Genomic DNA, 20,440 nt, shown 5'->3' with positions numbered 1-20,440 from the left:
GGCGGCGTCCTGCCCGAGCGGGGCGCCGCCGTCGTTCCCGCGCCCGTCCCGCACGCCCCCGAAGTCCCGCGCACCGAAAGGACCCCCGTCCCCCATGAGTCTCACCGGCAAGAACCTGCTCGGCGGCCCCGAGCCCACCTTCCTCACCGAGGACCCGGGCCTGGTCGAGCGCATCGAGGCGGGCGACGAGGCGGAGGACCTCGCCGCGCGCTTCCCGAAGGCATCCCTCGCGTGGGCCATGTGCGCCGAGGACGCCCTCGCCGAGGGCCGCGTCCTCGAGGGCTACGCCTTCGCCCGCGTGGGCTACCACCGTGGCCTCGACGCCCTGCGCGGCCACGGGTGGAAGGGCCACGGGCCCGTCCCGTTCTCCCACGAGCCCAACCGCGGCTTCCTGCGGGCGCTCGCGGCCCTGGGCCGGGCCGCCGCGGCCATCGGCGAGTTCGACGAGGCCGAGCGGATCCAGAAGTTCCTCAACGACTCGGACCCCACCGCCGCGGAGCAGCTGCAGCGCTGACCCGGCGGTCGCCAGGGCCCGGGGGACGTCGGAGGACGGCTCCCGGGCCCTCGTCGTGTCCGCGTCCTTCCCCGGAGGCCTCCGTCGAGCGCCGCCTCGGACCTGAGGAGTTGGATCTCGTCCGGCACCGGCTTACAGTTTGATTGTCGACAATCAAGCCGCACCGGGTCCACTCGCCCCGGGCCGGAGGAGAGACCCGGACGAGAGATGGAGAGCAGCATGGCAGCCCGGTCGGCCCTTCCCCCCGTGGTCCAGGAGTCGACCCCTGCGCTCATCGCCAGGATCCTGCGGGAGGCCATCGCCGACGGCCGCTTCCCGCCCGGGAGCCAGCTCGTGGAGCAGGAGCTGGCCAGGGAGCTCAACGTGAGCCGGGGACCCCTGCGCGAGGCCATGCAGCGGCTCACGCAGGAGGGCCTGCTCGTGGGCCACCGCAACCGCGGGCTGTTCGTGATGGAGCTGACCGAGGACGCGGTCCGGGACATGTACCTCGCCCGGGAGGCCGTGGAGTGCGCGGCCGTGCGCCGGATCGTGGCCACGGGCACCGGGCCCCGGGCCGCCGAGGCGCTGGCCGTGCCGCTGGCCGAGATGCGGGCCGCCGCCCCGGAGCCGAACGGGCGCGCGATGTCGGAGGCGGACCTGCACTTCCACGAGCTGCTCGTGGAGCTCGCCGGCAGCCCCCGGCTGCTCGGCATGCACCGGACGCTGCTCACCCAGATCCGGATGTCCCTGACCGGCATGCAGGGGACCTACGGGTCCGCCGACGCCCGCCTCCGGGAGCACACCGAGATCGCGGAGGCGCTCGACGCGCAGGACGCGGACCGTGCGGACACGCTGCTGCGGGCCCACATGCAGGACGGACTCGAGCGGGTCCTGGGCGCCTGACCGGGCCGCGCCCCTGCCCGCGCGCGGGGCGTCAGGACGCGCCGGGCTCCTCGCCGCGGCCGGGGCCGCCGGGCCGGCGCGGACGCCACATCGGGCGGGGCCAGTCCCTGCGGGGCAGGCGCACGTTCCACTCGCCCGCCCCGGGCAGCCGCCACCCCCGGCGCCGGGCCACCACGGTGACCGTGGCGGCGGTGAGGATCGCCGCGGCCATGCCCCAGTTGGGGTAGCCCAGGCCGTGCAGCACCGCCATCTCGGCGCTGCCGATCACTGCCCCGGTCGCGTAGAGGGTGTTGCCGCCGAAAATCATCGGCACCCGCCCCACCGCGATGTCGCGGATCATCCCGCCGCCCACGGCGGTGATCACCCCGATCATGACGGCCGGCAGCCAGGTCAGTCCCACGTCGAGGGCCTTGCCCGTGCCCGTCGCCGCCCAGCAGCCCAGGGCCAGGGCGTCGGCCACCACCAGCACGCGGTTGGTCCACTTCCCCCGGAACTGCAGGAAGAACGCGATGGTGGCGCCGGCGATCGCCGTGATCAGGTACGCGGGGTTGGTCAGGGCCACGGGGAAACCGACCTGCAGGAGGGTGTCGCGCAGCAGCCCCCCGCCGAGCGCGGAGACGACGGCCAGGAACGCGAAGCCGACGGGGTCCATCTTCAGCTGGCGCGCCACCACCCCGCCCAGGACGCCGTTGGTCAGCACGCCGAGCAGGTCGACGGCGTCGAAGGCCGCGCTCGGGTCGAGATCCTCCACGGCCACCACGACCACCACCGCCTCTCCCGCGTCACGCCGACGCCCGAGGGTAGCACCGTCTCCCGCGCCCCTGCTGGCCACCGCGGCGGCGTTCCTGGGCATCCTCGCTCTGGTGGGCGGGGTGGTGACGGGCATCGTGCTCGCGGTCCGCAGCGAGTGGGACAACCTCTCGGCCTCGGCCGTGGAGGGGTGGGAGGAGCTGCAGTGCGTGATCATGTCCGGGCCCCTGCCCGTGGACACCGCCTCCCTGGACGCGCTGCTCCAGCGGGCCACCGACTTCCTCACGTCCAGCGCGTTCGCCGGGGGAGCCATCAGCGGGCTCACGGCCGCCACCGAGTTCCTCGCCGGCGTGGTGCTCATGACCGTCGTCCTGTTCTTCTTCCTGAAGGACGGCGCGAAGATGTGGAACTTCACGCTGCGCTGGTTCCACGGCGGGACCCGGGCGCGGCTCGCCGAGTCCGGGGACCGGGCGGTCCAGGTGCCCGGCGGTCCAGGTGCTCGGCGGCTACGTGCGCGGCGGCTACGTGCGCGGCACCGCGGTCGTCGCCGCCGTCGACGCGGTGTTCATCGGGGTGCCCCTGGCCCTGCTCGGGGTGCCCTTGGCGCTGCCGCTGGCCGTCATCGTGTTCATCGGCGGGTTCGTCCCGATCGTCGGCGCCACGGCCGCGGGGATCCGGGCCGCCCTGGTCGCGCTCGTGACCAACGGCCCGTGGACCGCCCTGATCGTGGCCGGCGTCGTCGTCGTCAACCAGATCGAGGGCGACCTCCTCCAGCCCGTGGTGATGGGCCGGACCCTGAGCCTGCACGCGATCGTCGTGCTGCTGGCCCTCACGGTGGGCACCATCGTCGGCGGGATCTTCGGGGCCATCCTCGCCGTGCCGATCACCGCGGTGGGCTGGGCCGTGATCCAGGTGTGGAGCGACCGGTACCAGGCGGGGGAGGACCCGGTGCTGGGACCGGACCCGCTCGACCCCCAGGACACCGCCCGGTCCAAGGCGAGCATGGCGGAGCGGTGGAAGTACCAGCGGATGCGCTACCAGCACCGTCCCGGCGGCCGGCTCGGGGCCACGGGGCACGACGCCCGCGGGCGGCCGCACGACGGGCCCGCCCGGCCGGGGACGAGCCGGACGCGCAGGCCTGAGCGGCCCCGGAGGGCCACGGCGTCACAGGAAGGGGCGCAGCGGCACCAGGACGGTCTCGGCGAACCAGGCCGCGGGGGACCGCTCGTCCCACCGGCCCGCGGTCAGCTCCCGGCAGTTCTCGCTGTCGGCGGCGAAGACCGCCTCCATGTCCGCGGCGACGTCCCGGTCGTGGATCTCGAGGTTCGTCTCGTAGTTGAAGCCCAGGCTCAGCCGGTCGATGTTGGCGGTGCCGACGATCGACCACTGCCCGTCGATCGTCGCGGTCTTGGCGTGGATCATGGCGTGGCGGTAGAGCAGCACGGTGATGTCCGCGGCCAGCAGGGTCGAGTAGAAGCCGCGGGAGAGCCAGTCGGCGAGCACGTGGTTGGAGTCCTCGGGCAGGATGACGCGCACGTCCACGCCCCGCCGGGACGCCTCGATCAGGGCGGAGAGGATCTGCTGGTCGGGGATGAAGTAGGCGGTGGTCAGGTAGATGTGGTCCGTGGCCCGGTGGATCGCGTCGAGGTAGACGCTGCGGATCGGGTACACGAGGCTGGCCGGGATGTTGTTGATCGCGCGCACCCGCGAGTCCCAGGAGCCGGGGTTCACGTGCGGGAGCTTCGGCCGCCGCGCCGAGGGGTGGTTCCACACCGCGGCGAAGGAGTGGCCCAGCTCGAAGGCGGCGGGGCCGGTGAGCCGCACGTGGGTGTCCCGCCACTGCGTGGCGTAGAGCGAGCCGAGGTTGTAGCCGCCCACGAACCCGACCTCGTCGTCGACCACCAGCAGCTTGCGGTGGGTCAGCCCGGTCGCCTGCAGCGGGCTCAGCAGCAGGCGCGGGCGCAGGACGGGGAACCGGAAGACGTGCACGTCCGGGTGGAAGCGGTAGAAGCCGCGGGGCACCACGAGGTTGCCGAAGCCGTCGTACATGACGTGCACCTCGACACCGCGGGCGGCGGCGTCGTTGACGGCGTCCAGGAACTCGCGCCCGACCTCGTCGTCCTTCCAGATGAAGGTCTCCAGCAGCACCCGGTGCCGGGCGCCGCGGATCGCGGCGAGCATGTCCCGGTAGAGGTCCTCGCCGTAGGTGTAGATCGTGGTGCCGGTCTCCGCGACCGTGTGCTCGAACGTGCCCGGGCGGGGGAACCCGGAGCGCCTCGAGCGGCTCCGGCGCTTGATCGCGTCGGTGGCCACCAGGGTGGCCACCACCGCCGCCTGCACGGCCACCATGCCCAGGGCGGAGCGGACGGCGAACGAACGGAGCAGGCGGGGCCCGGAGGAACGAGGAATTCTCATCCGCGAAGCCTACCCGGGCGCCGCCGGCGGTGCGGGGCGGCCTCAGACCGTCCGCGCCGCCGCCCGGCCCGCGGCGTCGTCCTCCGCACCGTCCTCCGCGCCGCCACCCGTCGACGACGACGGTGCTGCGGTCGTGCCGCCGGCGGTCGGCCCGTCCGCGCCCGGGGAGCCGTCGCCCAGGAGCCGGGCCTTCTCGGCCTCGAACTCCCCGGCGGTCAGCGCGCCGCGGTCCCGGAGGTCCGCCAGGAGCGTCAGCTGGTGGGCACGGCCCCCGTCACCCGGCCCCGGACGCGACCGGGCCGCCGCGAGGCGCTGCTCCTCGGCGGCGCCGACGGACCGGGTGAGGAGATAGACCAGCGGTCCCACGAACGGCAGCAGGACGATCACGAGCGCCCACAGCACCTTCGTCCCGCCCCTGATGTCCTCACGGCGGGTGATGTCGACCAGCGCCACGCCCCAGAGCAGGGCCAGCGGCGTCCAGATCACCAGCAGCCACAGAAACTCCCAGAAGTTCATGAGGTCCTCCCCGGTCCGGCGGGGCTCTCGGCGTCCCCGGGTTCACCTCCAGGGTCCCGCTCCGCCGCGGGCCGGGCCTCACCCGGCGCGGGTGATCCGGGGGACCCGTCGAGGGTCGTGTGCTCCAGGAGGCCGAGCGTCCGGGCGCGGAGCACGGCCTCCCGCCGGGTGCTGACGCCGAGCTTGCGGTACAGGGACTTCAGGTGCGCCTTGATGGTGTTCACCGACAGGTACAGCTCGGCGCCGACCTCCGTGTTGCTCATCATCGTCGGCAGCAGCAGGAGCACGCTGCGCTCGCGGCTGGTCAGCGACTCCAGCACGGCCGGTGCGCGGGTGGGGGTGCTGCCGCCGAGGAGGTCCAGGACGGTCCCGACGAACTCCCGGTGCGTGCCCACGGCCCGCCGGTGCAGCTCCAGCAGTCTCCTGACCCGCTGCCCGTCCACGAGCAGGAAGGGGCGCACGATGTGCTCGGGGGCCGCCACGGCCAGACAACGCCCGAGGCAGGCGTGGGCCTGCACCTCGTCGCGGAGCCGGTCGTGGGCGAGGGCCGCCAGCAGCCAGGCCTCGACGGCGGGTCCTCCGTCCACCTCGGTCTCCCGGAACAGGTGCTGCAGCTGCCGCAGGCACTGCGCGGGGTCGTTGGTCTCCAGCAGGGCCCGGGCCCGCAGGACGATCCGGTGCCCGTGGGGCCGCCCCCGGGACGGGGCGGTGACGGGCGGGTCGCCGAGCAGCGCCGGGACGGCGGCGGGCCGTCCCTCCGCCAGGAGGATCTCGGCCCGGACCAGCTCGCACCACTGGGCGAGGAAGTCCGGCATCGCCCAGTCCTGCGTGCTCCCGCGCAGTCGCCCCAGGAGGTGCCGGGCCGCGGTCACGTCCCCCTTCGAGAGCTCGAGCCGCACGCCCACCAGGGCCAGGCCGGTCTCCGCGTAGCGGTCCGGCACCCGGCCCACGCACGCCCTCCCGCGGTCGAGGGCGGCGGCGCAGGCCCCGACGTCGTGCTCCAGGAGCCGGATCACCGCCTCCGCCAGGAACGCCGTGGCCGTCAGCGGGAGGAAGGTCCAGCCGGACTCCTCCGCGACGGCCAGTGCGACGTCCACCTCGCGGCGAGCCTCCCGCAGCTGGCCGCGCATCGCCTTCAGGGCGGCGAGGTTCCCGTGCAGGTGCAGCGCGAGCACCGGGGTCATGGCGGAGCGGTCCGCGAGAGCTGCCACCGTCCGGGTGAGGGTGGTCTCGGCGGCGCCGAGCTCACCGGTCCACAGGAGGCCCATGGCCAGCACCGTGGCGGTGGCGATGCGGTACACGGGGGCGGCCGGGAGCTCCTCGGGGAGCACCTCGTCCAGCTGCCGGATCGCGGTCCTGGAACGGCGGACCTGCTCGGTGGCGTCCGCGTGCATCCACGCCAGAACGGCGTCGAGCGTGGAGAGCACCACCGTGGTCAGCCGGGCGTCCTGCGCGGACAGCCGGAGCAGCAGCTCGCGGGCGCGCGCGGCGTGGGAGGCGACCCCCACCGGGTCGTAGGCGGCGTAGCGCACGGCGGCGACCGCGGCGGCCACCTCGCAGTCCCGGGCGACCAGCTCGTCCGGCACGCCGCTGAGCAGCGCGACGACGGCCGCGCGGTCCGTGCCCAGGACCTCCGCGCCGGCGCTGCGCAGGACGAACCGGGCCAGCGCCGGCCAGTCCTGCGCCGCGCGCAGGTGCCGGGCCGCTTCGAGCAGCTCCCCGTGGGCCGCGAACCAGCCCGCGGCGCGCCGGTGCAGGACGGCCTGCCGCGCGGGGTCCTCCGCCCTGAGCCGGTGGCGCAGCAGGTCGGCGAAGAGGTGGTGGTAGCGGTACCACTCCCGCCGGTCGTCGAGGGCGACCACGAAGAGGTTCTCGTGCTCGAGCCTGGCCAGCAGCCGCTGGCCGTCGCTGCGGCCCGTCAGGGTGTCGGCGAGCTCGCCCGAGACGCGCCGGACCACGCAGGTGTCGAGCAGGAACCGGGTCAGCGCGGGCTCCTGCTGCGCGAGGACCTCCTCGGTGAAGTAGTCGGCGGGACCGCGCTGGTCCCCGGCCAGTCCGCGGACGGCCGCGTCCACGTCCTCGGCGCCCTCGAGGGCCAGCGCGGCGAGACGGAGCCCTGCCGCCCAGCCCTCCGTCCTCGTCAGCAGCACGGCCAGCTGCGGCGGTGTGGGGGCGACCTCTTGGGCGGCGAGGAGCTCCAGGGCCTCCGCGGGGTCGAAGCGGAGGTCGTCGGCGCGGAGCTCCGTCAGCCGGCCGCTCAGCCGCAGCCGCTGCAGCGGCAGGTCCGGGTCGCTGCGGGTGGCGATCACCGGGCGGAGGGCGCCGAGGTCCTTCCGGGCCGCCCCGGCCAGGGTCTCCTCGGCGGGCGAGCCCGCGATGCGGTGCAGGTCGTCGAGCACGAGCACCCGCGGCGCCGGGAGCAGCCCGCAGGCCTCCACCAGGAGGTCGACGAAGCGGGGATCGTGGGTCGGCGGGGCGCGCAGACCGGCCAGGGCGCTCCCGGGGCCGACGTCGGGCGCGGCCTGCAGGGACGCCAGGACGCGGGCCCAGAGCTGCTGGGGGTCCCGGTCCTCGGGCTCCACCGACAGCCAGGCCACGGGCGGGCGGCGCGGTGCGGCCCACCCCGACACGAGCAGCGTCTTGCCCGCCCCCGCCGGGGCGGAGACGACCACGGTGCCGGCGGCCACCCCGGCGTCGAGCATCCGCTCGAGACGCGGGCGGCGCACCGTCCTGGCGGGCACCCGGGGGATCGAGGAGCGCGTGGCGGACAGCGGTTCCGGCGGCGGTGGACGAGCCCCGCTCCGTTCGCCCGTCATGCTTGGAGGCTACTCCAGGAGCCCGGATGCCGGAATTGTGTCCGGCCGGCCCGCCGCATCACCCGTCGCGGGTGATGCGGGGCCCGGCCGTGGGCGCGACAGTGGGAGCACCGTCCGGCAGGCAGCGGGGCGCAGCAGGACAGGAGACAGCCATGGTCGTGTCGCTTCTCGTGCGGTGGGCGGTGCTGGCGGGGGCGGTCGAGCTCACCGCGTGGTTGCTCCCGGGGTTCTCCATCCAGGGCGGTCTGCTCTCCCACCTGGTGGTGGCGCTGTTCATCGGCCTCTGCAACGTGCTCGTGCCGCTCGTCACCGCCCGGCTGCCCCAGCCGGGGTCGGTGGTGCTGCTGGCGCTGCTCACCCTGGCGGTGAACGCGGTGCTCATCTGGGTCTTCTCCGCCCTGACGGGCCTGCTGGCCGTCTCCGGGCTGCTCGTCGCCGCGCTGGCGGCGCTGCTCATCTCGGTCTTCGCCGCCGTGCTGTCCCTGGTGGCCGATCGGCTCCTGGCCGCGCGCGCCCAGCGCACCGGTCCGGCCCCCGCCACTCGCGGGTGAAGCGCCCCGCAGGCGCCGGGAGGGGCGGCGACTACGCTCGTGCCATGGACCCCGGTTCCAGCGCCCCCGCCGTGGCGCGCTCGATCGGCCTCGTGCTCGGGCTCGGCCTCTCCGTGACGGCGGTGACGCCCTCCCTGCTGCCGCGGCCGCCCGTCTTCCAGGGCTTTCTCGCCGGGGTCGGTTTCACGCTCGGCCACGGCCTGGGGGTCCTGCTCGTGGGGCTCGTGCTCCGGGCCGCTGCCGCCCGCCGCACCGGCGGACTCCCACCGGCCCGGGGCTCCGGGCGCGGCTCCCGCCGGACCGCCGTGCGGGAGTGGGCGGCGACCGCCGTCCTCGTGGTCCTGGGCTCGCTGGCCCTGTCCGCCCTGGTGGTCGAGTGGCAGAACGACGTCCGCGCGAACGTGGACATGCCCCCTCGGGCCGCCGCCGGGCTGGGCCCGTTCCTGCTGTCCTGGGCGCTGACCTCCGCGGCGGGACTGGGGCTCCTGGGCGCGCTGGGCGCCGTGCGGCGGCGCGCCCGCGACCTCGCCCGCCGTCGCGGCGCCGGCGCGGGCGCGGCCTCGGCCGTCTCCGTGGCCGCCGCGGGCACGGCCGTCCTCCTGGCCGTCCTGCTCGTGGTGCTCGGCGTGCTGGCCGCGGCGGACCGGGTCTACGCGGCACGGGACGCGACGACCCCCGAGGGCGTGGCCGAGCCCGGCTCCCGGTGGCGCTCGGCGGGCGGGGACTCGCCGGTGCGCTGGGAGGCGCTCGGCATGCAGGGCCGCGCCTTCGTCGGCGGCGGGCCCACCCCGGCGCAGATCGAGGAGGTCACGGGCCGTCCCGCGGCGGAGCCGGTGCGGGTCTACGTGGGGCTGGACCAGGCCGAGACGGCCGAGGAGCGCGCCGCCCTGGCCGTGGACGAGCTGCGCCGCACCGGCGGCTTCGAGCGGGAGGTGCTGGTGGTGGCCGCGCCCACCGGGTCGGGCTGGCTCGAGCGCCAGTCCGTGGACACCGTGGAGTACCTCAACGCGGGGCGCACGGCGATCGTGGCCACGCAGTACTCCTACCAGCCCAGCTGGGTCTCCTTCCTCTTCGCCCCGGAGCTGCCCCGCGCCTCGAGCCGGGCGCTGTTCGACGCCGTGCACGCCGAGTGGGCGCGGATGCCGGCGGGGGACCGTCCCCGGCTGGTGGTGTACGGGCTGAGCCTCGGCGCCTCCGGGATGCAGTCCGTGTTCGCCGACGTCCCGGAGATGACCCGCCGCACGGACGGCGCCGTGTTCACCGGCCCGCCGAACAACGCCCAGCCCTGGCGGAGCCTGCAGGAGGGCCGCGACCCCGGCAGCCCCGTGTGGCAGCCGGTCCTGGACCAGGGCCGGACCGTGCGCTGGCTCTCCGTCCCGGGGGACTTCGACGCCGTGCCCGGGCCGTGGGAGCGCCCGCGGATCGCCTACCTCCAGCACGCCACGGACCCCATCACCTGGCTGGACCCCGCCGTGATCTGGCAGCGGCCGGAGTGGCTGGCGGGATCGCAGGCCGAGGGCGGGCGCGCCGCGGACGTGAGCGACGCGATGGTGTGGATCCCGCTCCTGACCTACCTCCAGCTGGCCGTGGACATGGTCCTGGGCGAGGCCGTCCCGGCCGGCCACGGGCACAACTACGGGGACGTCGCCGTGGACGCGTGGGCCGCCGTCCTGCCGGAGCACGGCCTGGACGGGCCGGCCCTGGACCGCGTCCGGGAGGTCATCGCCGCCTACCCCTACGAGGACGCCGGGGCGGACTGAGGCCGGCGGCCGGGCGGGGCGCGGTCGTCCCGGCCGCCGGGTCCCGGGCCGGCCCGGTGCTACCGCCCCGTCAGCTCCGCCCGGGCGAGGTCCAGGGCCCGGGCCAGGCGCTGCACGCCCACCTCCGTGCGCTCCGGGCTGGTGGAGGCGAAGCACAGCCTGAAGGCGTCCTGGAACCGGCCCGAGGGGGACAGCGCGGGACCGGGGATGAAGGCGACCCCCTCGGCGAGGGCGATCTCGAACAGCCGGGGCGTGGCCACGGCCGCGTCGTCGCCCTGCAGGGTCACCCACAGGAAGAAGCCGCCCTCGGGGTCGGTCGTGACCACCCGGGAGCCCAGGTGACGGGCGATCGAGGCGTCCATGGCCTGTTTGCGCCGCCGGTACTCCGTGCGCAGGCCGGCCAGGTGGTCGTCGTAGCCGCCCTGGCGCACGAACCGCTCCACGATGTGCTGACCGGGGACGTTCGTGCAGGTGTCCATGGCCTGCTTGCCTGCGATCAGCAGCCTCCGCAGCCGAGGGTCGGCGTCCACCCACCCCACGCGCAGTCCCGGGGCGAGGACCTTGGAGAAGGTCCGCACCGAGAACACGAGCGGGTCGTCCGGGCTGATCTCCCGGAACCCGGGGACGTCCTCGCCGGCGAAGCGCAGGCCCCCGTACGGGTCGTCGTCGATGATCACGGAGCCCCACCGGTGCGCGAGGTCCAGGAGGCGCCGCCGGCGCGGCTCGCTCAGCGTGGTGCCGGAGGGGTTCTGGAAGTTCGGGATCGTGTAGACCGCCCGCGGGGTGCGCCCGGTCTCGGCGACCAGCGTCTCCAGCGCGTCCACGTCCATGCCGTCCTCGTCGACGGGGACCTCGAGCAGGTCCGCGCCGTAGCTGAGGGCGGTGCCGGAGCCGTTCGTGTAGGTGGGGGACTCGACCACCACGAGGTCGCCAGGGTCCACGAAGAGCTTGAACGCGAGGTCGAGGCCCTGCATGCCGCCGGAGGTGATGACGAGCCGTTCGGGCCGGGTCGGCTCCGGGGTCGTGGAGTGGTGGGCCACGACGGTCTCGAGCAGACCGGGCTCGCCCTCCGTGGCCCCGTACGTGAACGAGCCGGCGCCGAGGACCTCGGCGGCGATCCGCCGGAACTGCTCCGTGGGGATCACCTCGGCGGCCGGGGCGCCCATCGCGAAGCGGACGATGTCGTGGGTCTGGGCGGCGAGCAGGGACGTCGAGGAGTCGATGACCGACCCCACGAGCCCGTCCGCCCGGCGGGCCAGGGGCAGCAGGCCCCGGGCGGGGTCGCCGCCCACCCCCGCGGTGGGGGTGGTGCGCAGGCCGGCCACGGTGGTGAGGGAGGCGGCGGTGGTGGTCATGGGATCACTTCCTGATGAGGGCTCGGGGGAAGGAGGTCAGGGCCTCCGTCCCGGTGGCGGTGATGCGGATCGACTCGGAGACCTCGTAGCCGTACCCGGTCATCCACATGCCGCAGATGAGGTGGAACGTCATGTTCTCGGCGAGCACGCTCTCGTCCTCCGAGCGGATGCTGATGGTGCGCTCGCCCCAGTCGGGGGGATAGCCGATGCCCACGGAGTAGCCGAGCCGGCTGGGCTTCTCGAGCCCGAACTCCGCGAGCGCCCAGTTCCAGGTGCTCGCGAGCTCGCGCACCGGGACGCCCGCGGCGGTGACGTCGAGCACGGCCTCGAGCCCCGAGGCCACGGCCTCCTCGAGCAGGCCCAGCTCGGCCGTGGGCGGGCCGAGCATCACCGTGCGGGCCAGCGGCACGTGGTAGCGCCGGTGCACCCCGGCGAGCTCCACCACCACGGCGTCGCCCTCCCGCAGCACCCGGTCCGACCACGTGAGGTGCGGGGTGTCGGCGGAGGCCCCGGTGGGGAGCATCGGGACCATGGCCGGGAAGTCCCCCCACGCGTCGTCGACCCCCTCGACCTGGGCCCGGGCCACCTGCGCCGCGACGAGGTGCTGCGGGACCCCGGGCTCGATCGTGTCGATCGCGGCCTGCATCGCGGCCGTCGTGACGCGGGCGGCCGTGCGCAGGTACTGGATCTCCGCCGGGGACTTCACGGCGCGCACCCAGTTCACGAGGTCGAAGGCGTCCACGAGGGTCCACTCCGGGAGGGCGTTGACGAGCGAGCGGTAGCCCTTGGGGGAGAAGAAGTGGGAGTCCATCTCCAGGCCCACGCACCCCCGGGCGGCCGGGGCGACCCGGCCGCGGCGGCGCAGGGCGAAGGCCACCCAGTCGAAGGGGTGCAGGTGCGGGCGGTGCACGTAGCGCTCGGGGTAGCCGACGATCTGCCCGGGGTCCAGCCGGGCCGTGCGGAACGCGCCGTTGGCGTCCATCTCCCGCAGGAACAGCAGCAGCTCGCCCTCCGCCGGCACGAACAGCAGCTGCGGGGTGTAGAAGGACCAGGCGTCGTAGCCCGTCAGGTAGAACAGGTTCGCGGGGTCGGTCACCAGCAGCGCGCCCAGGCCCTGCTCCGCCATCCGCCCCCGCACCGCGCGCAGCCGGGCGGCGTACTCCGCGTCGGGGAACAGCGCGGGGCGGACGTCCGGACCGGCCACGGTGTCATCGGCCACGGGGCACCGCCGTGTACTTCGTCTCGAGGAACTCCTCGATCCCCGTGCGGCCGCCCTCGCGCCCGAGGCCCGAGGCCTTGACCCCGCCGAAGGGCGCCGCCGGGTTGGAGACCAGCCCCGTGTTGATCCCGACCATGCCGACCTCGAGGGCCTCGCTGACGCGGAAGCTGCGGTCCACGTCGCGGGTGAAGAGGTAGCCCACGAGCCCCCACGGGGTGTCGTTGGCCCACCCGAGCACCTGCTCCTCGGAGTCGAACGCCACCACGGGCGCCACCGGCCCGAAGATCTCCTGGGACATGAGCGCGGCCTCGGGGCTGACCCCGGACAGCACGGTGGGGGCGTAGAACCAGCCCCGGCCCCCGGCCCGGCGTCCCCCGCACAGCACGGACGCCCCCCGGGCCAGGGCGTCGTCCACGAGCTCCTCCACCTTGGCCAGAGCCTTCTCCTCGACGAGGGGGCCCACCTGGGTGCCCTGGGCCACGCCGTGGCCCACGGTGAGGGAGCCCATGCGCTCCGCGAGGCGTGCGGAGAACTCCCCGGCCACGGAGCGGTGGACGAACAGGCGGTTGGCCGCCGTGCAGGCCTCGCCCATGTTGCGCATCTTCGCGGTCATCGCGGCCTCGACCGCCACGTCGAGGTCGGCGTCCTCGAACACGATGAAGGGGGCGTTGCCGCCCAGCTCCATGGACGAGCGCATGACGTGCTGGGCCGCCTGCTCGAGCAGCCGCACCCCCACCTCGGTGGAGCCGGTGAAGGAGATCTTGCGGGCGATCCCCGAGGACATCCAGGGCCCGACCACCGAGGAGGCCCTCGAGGTGCACACGACGTTGAGCACCCCCGCCGGCAGTCCGGCCTCCACCAGGACGTCCACGAGGGCCAGGGAGGACAGCGGCGTGAGGTTCGCGGGCTTGAAGACCATCGTGCAGCCGGCCGCGACGGCCGGGCCGATCTTGCGGGTGCCCATGGCCAGCGGGAAGTTCCACGGGGTGACCAGCACGCAGGGTCCCACCGGCTCCTTGGAGACCAGGATCCGGGTCCTCCCGTCCCCCGAGAGGGTCATGTCCCCGCCGATCCGCACGGCCTCTTCGGAGAACCAGCGGAAGAACTCGGCGGCGTAGGCGACCTCCCCGCGGGCCTCGGCGAGGGGCTTGCCCATCTCCGTGGACATCACCAGCGCGAGCTCGTCCCGGCGGGCCATGATGAGGTCGTGGGAGCGGCGCAGGATCTCGCCGCGCTCGCGGGGCGCGGTCCGCGCCCAGTCCTTCTGGGCCCGCCCCGCGGCCTCGATCGCCCGGACGGCGTCCTCCGGGCCGCCGTCCGCCACCGTGGCGACGACCTCCTCGGTGGCCGGGTCCACCACGTCGAAGCGGCGCCCGGAGGCGGCCTCGGTCCACTCGCCGTCGACGAAGACCCCAGTGCTGACCCCGGCGACGGCCTCCCGGGACCGGCGCAGGACGTCCTCGGAGGCGGTGATGGGGGCGGTGGTGGGGGCGGCGGAGTCGGTCACGGGGTGTCCTTCCGGTCGGGATCGGCGCGGGATGCGGCGCGGGGTCCGAGGCGGGATCCGGTGCGTCCGGGCGCGGTGCGGGACGGGGCGGGGCTCATGCGGTCGCCGCCGCCCCGGCGAGGACCTCGGCCAGGGCGGCCTCGAAGCGCTCGAGGCCCGTGCGGATCTCCTGCTCGGAGACCACCAGCGCGGGGATCAGCCGGACCACGTTGCCGGCCGGCCCGCAGGTCAGGGTGAGCAGCCCGTGGCCGGTGGTGGCCTGCTGCACGGCGAGCGCGGCGGCGGCGTCCGGGGAGCCGTCCTCCTGTGCGAACTCGACGCCCTGCATCAGCCCGCGGCCGCGGACGTCGCTGATCCCGGGGTAGCGCTGCTGCAGGGGCCGCAGCCCCGCCTGCAGCTGGTCCCCGCGGACCCGCGCGTTCTCCACCAGGTGCTCGTCGCGGACCACGTCCAGGGTGGCGCAGGCCGCCGCGGCGGCCACGGCGTTGCCGCCGTAGGTCCCGCCCTGCGAGCCGGGCCAGCCCCGCTCCATCAGCGCGGTCGGCGCCGCGATCGCGGAGATCGGGAAGCCCGAGGCGAGGCCCTTCGCGGTGATCAGCACGTCCGGTACCACGTCCGCGAACTGGTGGCCCCAGAACCGCCCGGTCCGCCCCACCCCGGCCTGCACCTCGTCCAGCACCAGCAGGATCCCGTGCCGGTCCGCCCGCTCCCGCAGCCCCTCGAGGAAGGCCGGCGGGGTGGGCAGGTAGCCGCCGTCGCCGAGCACGGGCTCGATCAGGAGGGCCGCGGTGTCCTCGGGCGCCGTCCTGGTCACCAGGAGGTAGTCCAGCTCCCGCAGGGCGAAGTCGACCGCCGTCCGCTCGTCCCACCCGTAGCGGTGGGCGTAGGGGAACGGGGCCATGTGCACCCCGCCCATGAGCGGGGAGAAGCCGGCGGAGAACCGGGTGCCCGCTGTGGTGAGGGTCGCCGCGGCCACCGTGCGGCCGTGGAAGCCGCCCTGGAAGACCACCACGTTGGGCCGGCCCGTGGCCATCCGGGCCAGCCGCACCGCGGCCTCGACCGCCTCGGAGCCGGAGTTGGCGTAGAACACGGAGTCCAGGCCCGGCGGCAGGACCTCGCCCAGCTTCTCGGTGAGCTCGAGCAGCGGGGGGTGCAGCACGGTCGTGTACTGGGCGTGGATGACCCGGCCGACCTGCTCGCGGGCCGCCTCGACCACCCGGGGGTGGCAGTGGCCCGTGCTGGTCACCCCGATCCCGGTGGTGAAGTCCAGGTACTCGCGCCCGTCCGTGCCGGAGATCCAGCAGCCCCGGGCGGAGTCGACGACGACCGGGGTCGCCTGCTTCAGGAGCGGACTCAGTGAGGTCATGGCCCATCATGGGAACAGCCCGTGCAGATTGTCAACAATCGGACCGCCCCCGTAGGGTGGCCCCATGAGCACCGTGCGCGAGCCGCCCCGAGTCGTCGTGCTGACCGCCGAGGGCACGCCACCGCCCGGCAACGAGGACGCCCTCCGGGCCCTCGCCGACGTCACCGTGGTGACGCGCGAAGGCCTCGCCGACGCCCTCGCGGGGACCGGTGGGCGGCGCCCGGCGGAGGTGCTGCTGCTGTGGGACTTCTTCTCGGACGCGCTCGCCGGCGCGTGGGACGCCGCGACGGGGCTGCGCTGGGTGCACGTCGCGGCCGCCGGGGTGGACGCCGTGCTGTTCCCGGCGCTGCGCTCCTCGGCGGTGCTGGTGACCAACGCGCACGGCGTCTTCGACCGGCCCATCGCCGAGTTCGTCCTCGCCGCGGTCCTGGCCCAGGACAAGCAGCTGCACCGGAGCGCGCGGCTGCAGCGCGAGAACCGGTGGGTGCACCGCGAGCTGCGGCGCACCCAGGGCTCCACGGCCCTCGTCGTGGGCACCGGGGGGATCGGCCGCGCCACCGCCCGCCTGCTGCGGGCGGTGGGGGTGGAGGTCCGCGGCGCCGGGCGCACGGCGCGGGCGGAGGACCCGGACTTCGGGACCGTCGTCCCCGCCGCCGAGCTGGCCGAGCACGCCGGGTGGGCGGACCACGTGGTGCTGGCCGCCCCGCTGACCGGGCGGACGCACGGGATCGTGGGCCCCCGGGTGCTCGCGGCGATGTCCCCGCACGCCCACCTCGTGAACGTGGGCCGGGGCGCGCTGGTGGACGAGGACGCGCTGCTGGAGGCCCTCCGGGCGGGGCGTCCGGCCGCCGCGACCCTGGACGTCTTCGACACGGAGCCCCTTCCGCGGGACCACCCCTTCTGGGCGATGGACAATGTGCACGTGTCCGCGCACATGTGCGGGGACGTGGAGGGGTGGCGGGACGAGCTCGCCGCCCAGTTCGAGGACAACCTCCGGCGCTGGACGGCCGGGGAGCGGCTGGTCGACCAGGTGGACAAGAACGCCGGCTACGTCCGCTCCCGGTGAGGGGGCGGCGGGACCGCCGGCGACGGCGCCGCGGGTCCCGTGCCGGCGGGCCACGACGAGAGGAGAGCACGGACCATGCGCGTAGCAGTTCCCAGAGAGATCAAGCCGGCCGAGCGGCGGGTGGGCCTCGTGCCCGCCGGGGTGACCCAGCTCGTGCGGGACGGCCACGAGGTGCTCGTGGAGACCGGCGCGGGGGAGGGCTCCGGGTTCGACGACGACGCCTACACCGCCGCGGGGGCCGAGGTGGTCGACCGGTCCGCCGTGTGGGAGCGGGCGGAGCTGCTGGTCAAGGTGAAGGAGCCGGTGGCCGAGGAGTACGGCTTCCTGCGCCCCGACCTCACGCTCTTCGCGTACCTGCACCTGGCCGCCGACCGCCCGCTCACCGAGGCGCTGCTGGAGGCGGGCACCACCGCCGTGGCCTTCGAGACCGTCCGCGCCGGCCGGACCCTGCCCCTGCTCCAGCCGATGTCCGAGATCGCGGGCCGGCTCGCCGCGCAGTCCGCCGCCCACCACCTGCAGTCCAACGCCGGCGGCCCCGGGCTCCTGATGGGCGGGGTCCCCGGCGTCGCCGCGGCCAAGGTCGTGGTGGTCGGCGGCGGGGTCGTGGGCACGCAGGCCGCCCTGATGGCCTCGGGGCTGATGGCCGACGTCACGGTGCTCGACGCCAACGGCGTGCGGATCCGCGAGCTCACCGACCTGCTCGGGCACCGGGCCCGCGTGCTGATGAGCGACGAGCACGTGCTCGAGGAGGAGATCTCCGGGGCGGACGTGGTGATCGGGGCGGTGCTCGTCCCGGGGGCGGCGGCGCCCAAGCTCGTGCGCCGCGAGCACCTCGCGGTGCTGCACGACCACGCCCTGCTCGTGGACGTCGCCATCGACCAGGGCGGGTGCTTCGAGACCTCCCACCCGACCACCTACGACGACCCGACGTTCGAGGTGGACGGCATCACCCACTACTGCGTGGCGAACATGCCCGGCGCCGTGCCGCGCACCGCGACCCGGGCCCTCGCCAACGCCACCACGCCCTATCTGCGGCGCCTGGCCCGCGGCCCGGAGCAGGCCCTGGCCGCCGATCCGGAGTTCGCGGCCGGGCTCAACACGGCCGCCGGGCGGATCCGGCACGCCGGGGTGGCGGAGGCCTTCGCGGACCTGCCCGCGCAGCTGGACTGAGTCCCGGCGGACGTCCCGCCGGGGCTCAGTCCGGCGCCGGGCCGTCCGCCGTGAGCAGGCGGAGCAGCCGCTCCAGCTCGACCCGGTCCTCCGGGGCCAGCCGCGAGAAGTACTCCTCGGACTCCCGGCGCCGGTCCTCCCGGACCCGCTCGCGCAGACCGGTGCCCCGGGGCGTCAGCGCCACCAGTGTGGCCCGCCGGTCGGACGGGTCCGGGACCCGTTCCACGAGCCCCTTCTGCTCGAGCAGGTCCACCACCTCCGTGGCGGACCGCGGGGCGATGCGCAGGGCCTCGGCGAGGTCCTTCACCCGCAGGCTGGCGGACCCGCCGCCGTGGCGGCAGGTCCCGGCCGGGCCTTGCCGGTGCCCCGGCTCACCGGCACATCCGGCGAGGGCGTCGAGCGCCCGGAACTGGTGCGGGGTCAGTCCGAAGGGGGCCAGCTGCTCGGCCCACCGGCGGCGCAGCCGGCGGAAGACGGCGTGCAGCAGGTCCCCCAGGCGGGCCGGATCCGGAGCGTCGTTGGGCATGGCGTCATCCTATCCCCATTGCGGGTTACCTCATAGAGAGGTAACCTCCTTGATAGTTCCCGAGGAGGATCCCATGGCGACGACCCAGCACCCCGCGCGCGTCCGCACCCCGGCGCACGACGGCGGAGGCACCCCGGCCGACAGCCCGGGCGTCCTGCCCGGCGCCGGCCCCGGAGGCGGCGGGGGCGGAGGTCGGCCTGCGCGCCGGAACCCCGCGGACCGGACGCAGCTCGCCCGGCACCCCGTCAGCCCGCGCCGGATCGCGGCGCTGTTCGCCCCGCACCGGGGCACGATCGCGCTCGTCGTCGTGCTCATCACCGCGTCCTCGGTCGTCAACCTCGCCCAGCCGTTCCTGGTCCGCGGCGTGATCGACGACGCCCTGCCGGGCGGCGACACCCGCCTGCTGGTGCTGCTCACCGCCTCGATGGTCGGGGTCGCGGCGCTCACCTCCGTGATCGGCGTGGTCCAGACCTGGATGGCCACCGCCATGGGCCAGCAGGTGATGCACGCGCTGCGCGTGCAGCTCTTCACCCACCTGCAGGCCCAGTCGCTGGGGTTCTTCACCCGGACCCGGGGCGGGGAGGTGCAGTCGCGGCTCACGCACGACATCGCGGGGATGCAGTCCGTGGTCACCAGCTCCGCCACGGGCGTGGCGTCCAACCTCACCACCGCCGTGGCGACGGCCGTGGCCATGGTGGCGCTGTCCCCGGCGATGAGCCTCGTCTCCCTGGTGGTGCTGCCGCCGGCGATCTGGCTCTCCCGCCGCGTGGCCCTGATCCGCCGGGACGTCACCGACGAGCGCCAGCGGGAGCTCGCCGCGCTCCACACCCAGGTGGAGGAGGGGCTGTCCGTCTCGGGGGTCCGCCTGGCCAAGACCCTGGGCACCACCGCGCGGGACGCGGAGCGCTTCACCGAGCGCTCCGACCGGCTCGTGGGCCTGGAGCTGCGCAGCCAGCTGGCCGGGCGCTGGCGGATGGCCACCATGCAGATCGTCTTCGCCGCCATCCCCGCCGTGATCTACCTGGCCGCCGGCTTCCCGGCCACCAGCGGCGGCATGACCATCGGCACCCTCGTGGCATTCACCGCCCTGCAGGGGACCATCTTCCGGCCCGTCATGGGTCTGCTGAACATCGGCGTGCAGTGGGTGTCCGCGCTGGCCTTCTTCAGCAGGATCTTCGAGTACCTCGACCTCGAGCCGCAGATCGTCCCGCCCGCCGCGCCCGTCCGGCTGGACCCGGCCGCCGTGCGCGGCGAGGTCCGGTTCGAGGGCGTGCGCCACGCCTACGACGACGGGGCCGACGTCCTGCACGAGCTCGACCTGGTGCTGCCGGCGGGCACCACCACGGCGGTGGTCGGACCCACCGGCTCGGGCAAGAGCACCCTCGGCTCCCTGCTGCCGCGGCTCAACGACGTCGCCCGCGGCAGGGTGACGATCGACGGCGTCGACGTGCGGGAGATCGATCCGGCGGACCTCGCCCGGATCGTGGGCGTCGTCTCTCAGGAGACCTACCTGGTGCACGCCACGGTGCGCGCGAACCTGCTGCTGGCCGATCCGGACGCCTCCGACGCCGAGCTGTGGGCCGCCCTGGGCGCCGCGCGCGTCGCCGACACCGTCGCCGGGCTGCCGGATGGGCTGGACACCGTGGTCGGCGCGCGCGGCCACCGCTTCTCCGGCGGGGAGCAGCAGCGCCTGGCCATCGCCCGGACCGTGCTGCGCAACCCGCCCGTGCTGGTCCTCGACGAGGCCACCAGCGCGCTGGACAACACCACCGAGGCGCAGGTCCAGGAGGCCCTCGACCGGCTGGCCGCCGGCCGCACGACCCTGACCATCGCGCACCGGCTCTCCACGGTCGAGAACGCCGACCAGGTCGTGGTGCTCGAGGGCGGACGCATCGTCGAGCGGGGCGCGCCGCGGGAGCTGCGCGCGGCCGGCGGCCCGTTCGCCCGGCTGGCCGCCCGGACCGGCCCGGCCGGCGGCGCCGGCCCGCGCCCCGGCGCCGCCTCCTGACCCGCGGGTGCCGTGCTGG

Annotated in this window: 16 protein-coding genes and 1 pseudogene; 8 read left to right on the top strand and 9 right to left on the bottom strand. The window is 75.2% G+C overall.

The window, feature by feature from the left end:
- The first annotated feature begins 94 nt into the window (after nt 1–94).
- On the top strand, nt 95–514 hold the full coding sequence (locus ACP7CD_RS10545) for a DUF3151 domain-containing protein (RefSeq protein WP_126346908.1): 420 nt from the start codon (nt 95–97) through the stop codon (nt 512–514).
- Between the two features lie 219 nt (nt 515–733).
- A complete protein-coding gene (locus ACP7CD_RS10540) occupies nt 734–1,396 on the top strand; it encodes a GntR family transcriptional regulator (RefSeq protein WP_035925743.1) in 663 nt (220 codons plus the stop codon).
- Nucleotides 1,397–1,427: 31 nt separating this feature from the next.
- Here ACP7CD_RS10540 and ACP7CD_RS10535 read toward each other — a convergent pair whose 3' ends face one another.
- Nucleotides 1,428–2,507, bottom strand: a complete 1,080-nt coding sequence (locus tag ACP7CD_RS10535) for a trimeric intracellular cation channel family protein (protein WP_241975618.1) — start codon at nt 2,505–2,507, stop codon at nt 1,428–1,430.
- Between the two features lie 134 nt (nt 2,508–2,641).
- On the opposite strand from ACP7CD_RS10535, the pseudogene ACP7CD_RS10530 reads away from it, so the two are divergent.
- Nucleotides 2,642–3,004, top strand: a pseudogene (locus tag ACP7CD_RS10530) (AI-2E family transporter); the annotation flags it as partial.
- 306 nt (nt 3,005–3,310) lie between these two features.
- Here ACP7CD_RS10530 and ACP7CD_RS10525 read toward each other — a convergent pair.
- From ACP7CD_RS10525 to ACP7CD_RS10515, 3 genes are read right to left on the bottom strand one after another with little or no spacing between them, the layout of a single operon-like run.
- Nucleotides 3,311–4,561 (bottom strand): phospholipase D-like domain-containing protein, encoded by a 1,251-nt coding sequence (locus ACP7CD_RS10525; protein ID WP_051063743.1) that lies wholly within the window; start codon nt 4,559–4,561, stop codon nt 3,311–3,313.
- A gap of 42 nt (nt 4,562–4,603) precedes the next feature.
- Complete coding sequence (locus ACP7CD_RS10520; protein ID WP_017833062.1) at nt 4,604–5,077, bottom strand: SHOCT domain-containing protein; 474 nt, start codon at nt 5,075–5,077, stop codon at nt 4,604–4,606.
- Complete coding sequence (locus ACP7CD_RS10515; protein WP_426120162.1) at nt 5,074–7,893, bottom strand: LuxR C-terminal-related transcriptional regulator; 2,820 nt, start codon at nt 7,891–7,893, stop codon at nt 5,074–5,076. Before ACP7CD_RS10515 ends, ACP7CD_RS10520 begins: the two co-directional genes overlap by 4 nt.
- A 152-nt stretch (nt 7,894–8,045) precedes the next feature.
- On the opposite strand from ACP7CD_RS10515, the gene ACP7CD_RS10510 reads away from it, so the two are divergent.
- On the top strand, nt 8,046–8,444 hold the full coding sequence (locus tag ACP7CD_RS10510) for a phage holin family protein (protein WP_158279192.1): 399 nt from the start codon (nt 8,046–8,048) through the stop codon (nt 8,442–8,444).
- Nucleotides 8,445–8,488: 44 nt separating this feature from the next.
- A complete protein-coding gene (locus tag ACP7CD_RS10505; protein WP_426120161.1) occupies nt 8,489–10,204 on the top strand; it encodes an alpha/beta-hydrolase family protein in 1,716 nt (571 codons plus the stop codon).
- Between the two features lie 59 nt (nt 10,205–10,263).
- Here ACP7CD_RS10505 and ACP7CD_RS10500 read toward each other — a convergent pair whose 3' ends face one another.
- The 4 genes from ACP7CD_RS10500 to ACP7CD_RS10485 form a co-directional block, all read right to left on the bottom strand.
- Nucleotides 10,264–11,559, bottom strand: coding sequence for a PLP-dependent aminotransferase family protein (locus ACP7CD_RS10500; RefSeq protein ID WP_241975615.1), 1,296 nt, complete (start codon nt 11,557–11,559; stop codon nt 10,264–10,266).
- 4 nt (nt 11,560–11,563) lie between these two features.
- Nucleotides 11,564–12,778, bottom strand: coding sequence for a M24 family metallopeptidase (locus ACP7CD_RS10495; protein WP_017833067.1), 1,215 nt, complete (start codon nt 12,776–12,778; stop codon nt 11,564–11,566).
- A complete protein-coding gene (locus tag ACP7CD_RS10490) occupies nt 12,768–14,231 on the bottom strand; it encodes an NAD-dependent succinate-semialdehyde dehydrogenase (protein ID WP_176337434.1) in 1,464 nt (487 codons plus the stop codon). Before ACP7CD_RS10490 ends, ACP7CD_RS10495 begins: the two co-directional genes overlap by 11 nt.
- 148 nt (nt 14,232–14,379) lie before the next feature.
- Nucleotides 14,380–15,651, bottom strand: a complete 1,272-nt coding sequence (locus ACP7CD_RS10485; protein WP_035925578.1) for an aspartate aminotransferase family protein — start codon at nt 15,649–15,651, stop codon at nt 14,380–14,382.
- Between the two features lie 64 nt (nt 15,652–15,715).
- On the opposite strand from ACP7CD_RS10485, the gene ACP7CD_RS10480 reads away from it, so the two are divergent.
- Together ACP7CD_RS10480 and ald are read left to right on the top strand one after the other, a co-directional pair.
- On the top strand, nt 15,716–16,717 hold the full coding sequence (locus ACP7CD_RS10480; protein WP_284563223.1) for a D-2-hydroxyacid dehydrogenase: 1,002 nt from the start codon (nt 15,716–15,718) through the stop codon (nt 16,715–16,717).
- Nucleotides 16,718–16,792: 75 nt separating this feature from the next.
- Nucleotides 16,793–17,887: an alanine dehydrogenase gene (gene ald / locus ACP7CD_RS10475; protein WP_095649823.1), complete on the top strand. Its 1,095-nt coding sequence runs from the start codon at nt 16,793–16,795 to the stop codon at nt 17,885–17,887.
- Between the two features lie 25 nt (nt 17,888–17,912).
- Here ald and ACP7CD_RS10470 read toward each other — a convergent pair whose 3' ends face one another.
- Nucleotides 17,913–18,413, bottom strand: a complete 501-nt coding sequence (locus ACP7CD_RS10470) for a MarR family winged helix-turn-helix transcriptional regulator (protein ID WP_109268543.1) — start codon at nt 18,411–18,413, stop codon at nt 17,913–17,915.
- Nucleotides 18,414–18,486: 73 nt separating this feature from the next.
- Here ACP7CD_RS10470 and ACP7CD_RS10465 point away from each other — a divergent pair, with 73 nt between their 5' ends.
- A complete protein-coding gene (locus tag ACP7CD_RS10465; protein ID WP_109268542.1) occupies nt 18,487–20,421 on the top strand; it encodes an ABC transporter ATP-binding protein in 1,935 nt (644 codons plus the stop codon).
- Nucleotides 20,422–20,440: the final 19 nt, after the last annotated feature.

Origin of the sequence: Kocuria sp. LHG3120 (genome assembly GCF_049897445.1) — a bacterium.
Taxonomy (GTDB): Bacteria; Actinomycetota; Actinomycetes; order Actinomycetales; family Micrococcaceae; genus Kocuria; species Kocuria rosea.
Note: the sequence above shows the minus strand (reverse complement) of the source record. Positions and strands in the feature narration are given on the sequence as shown.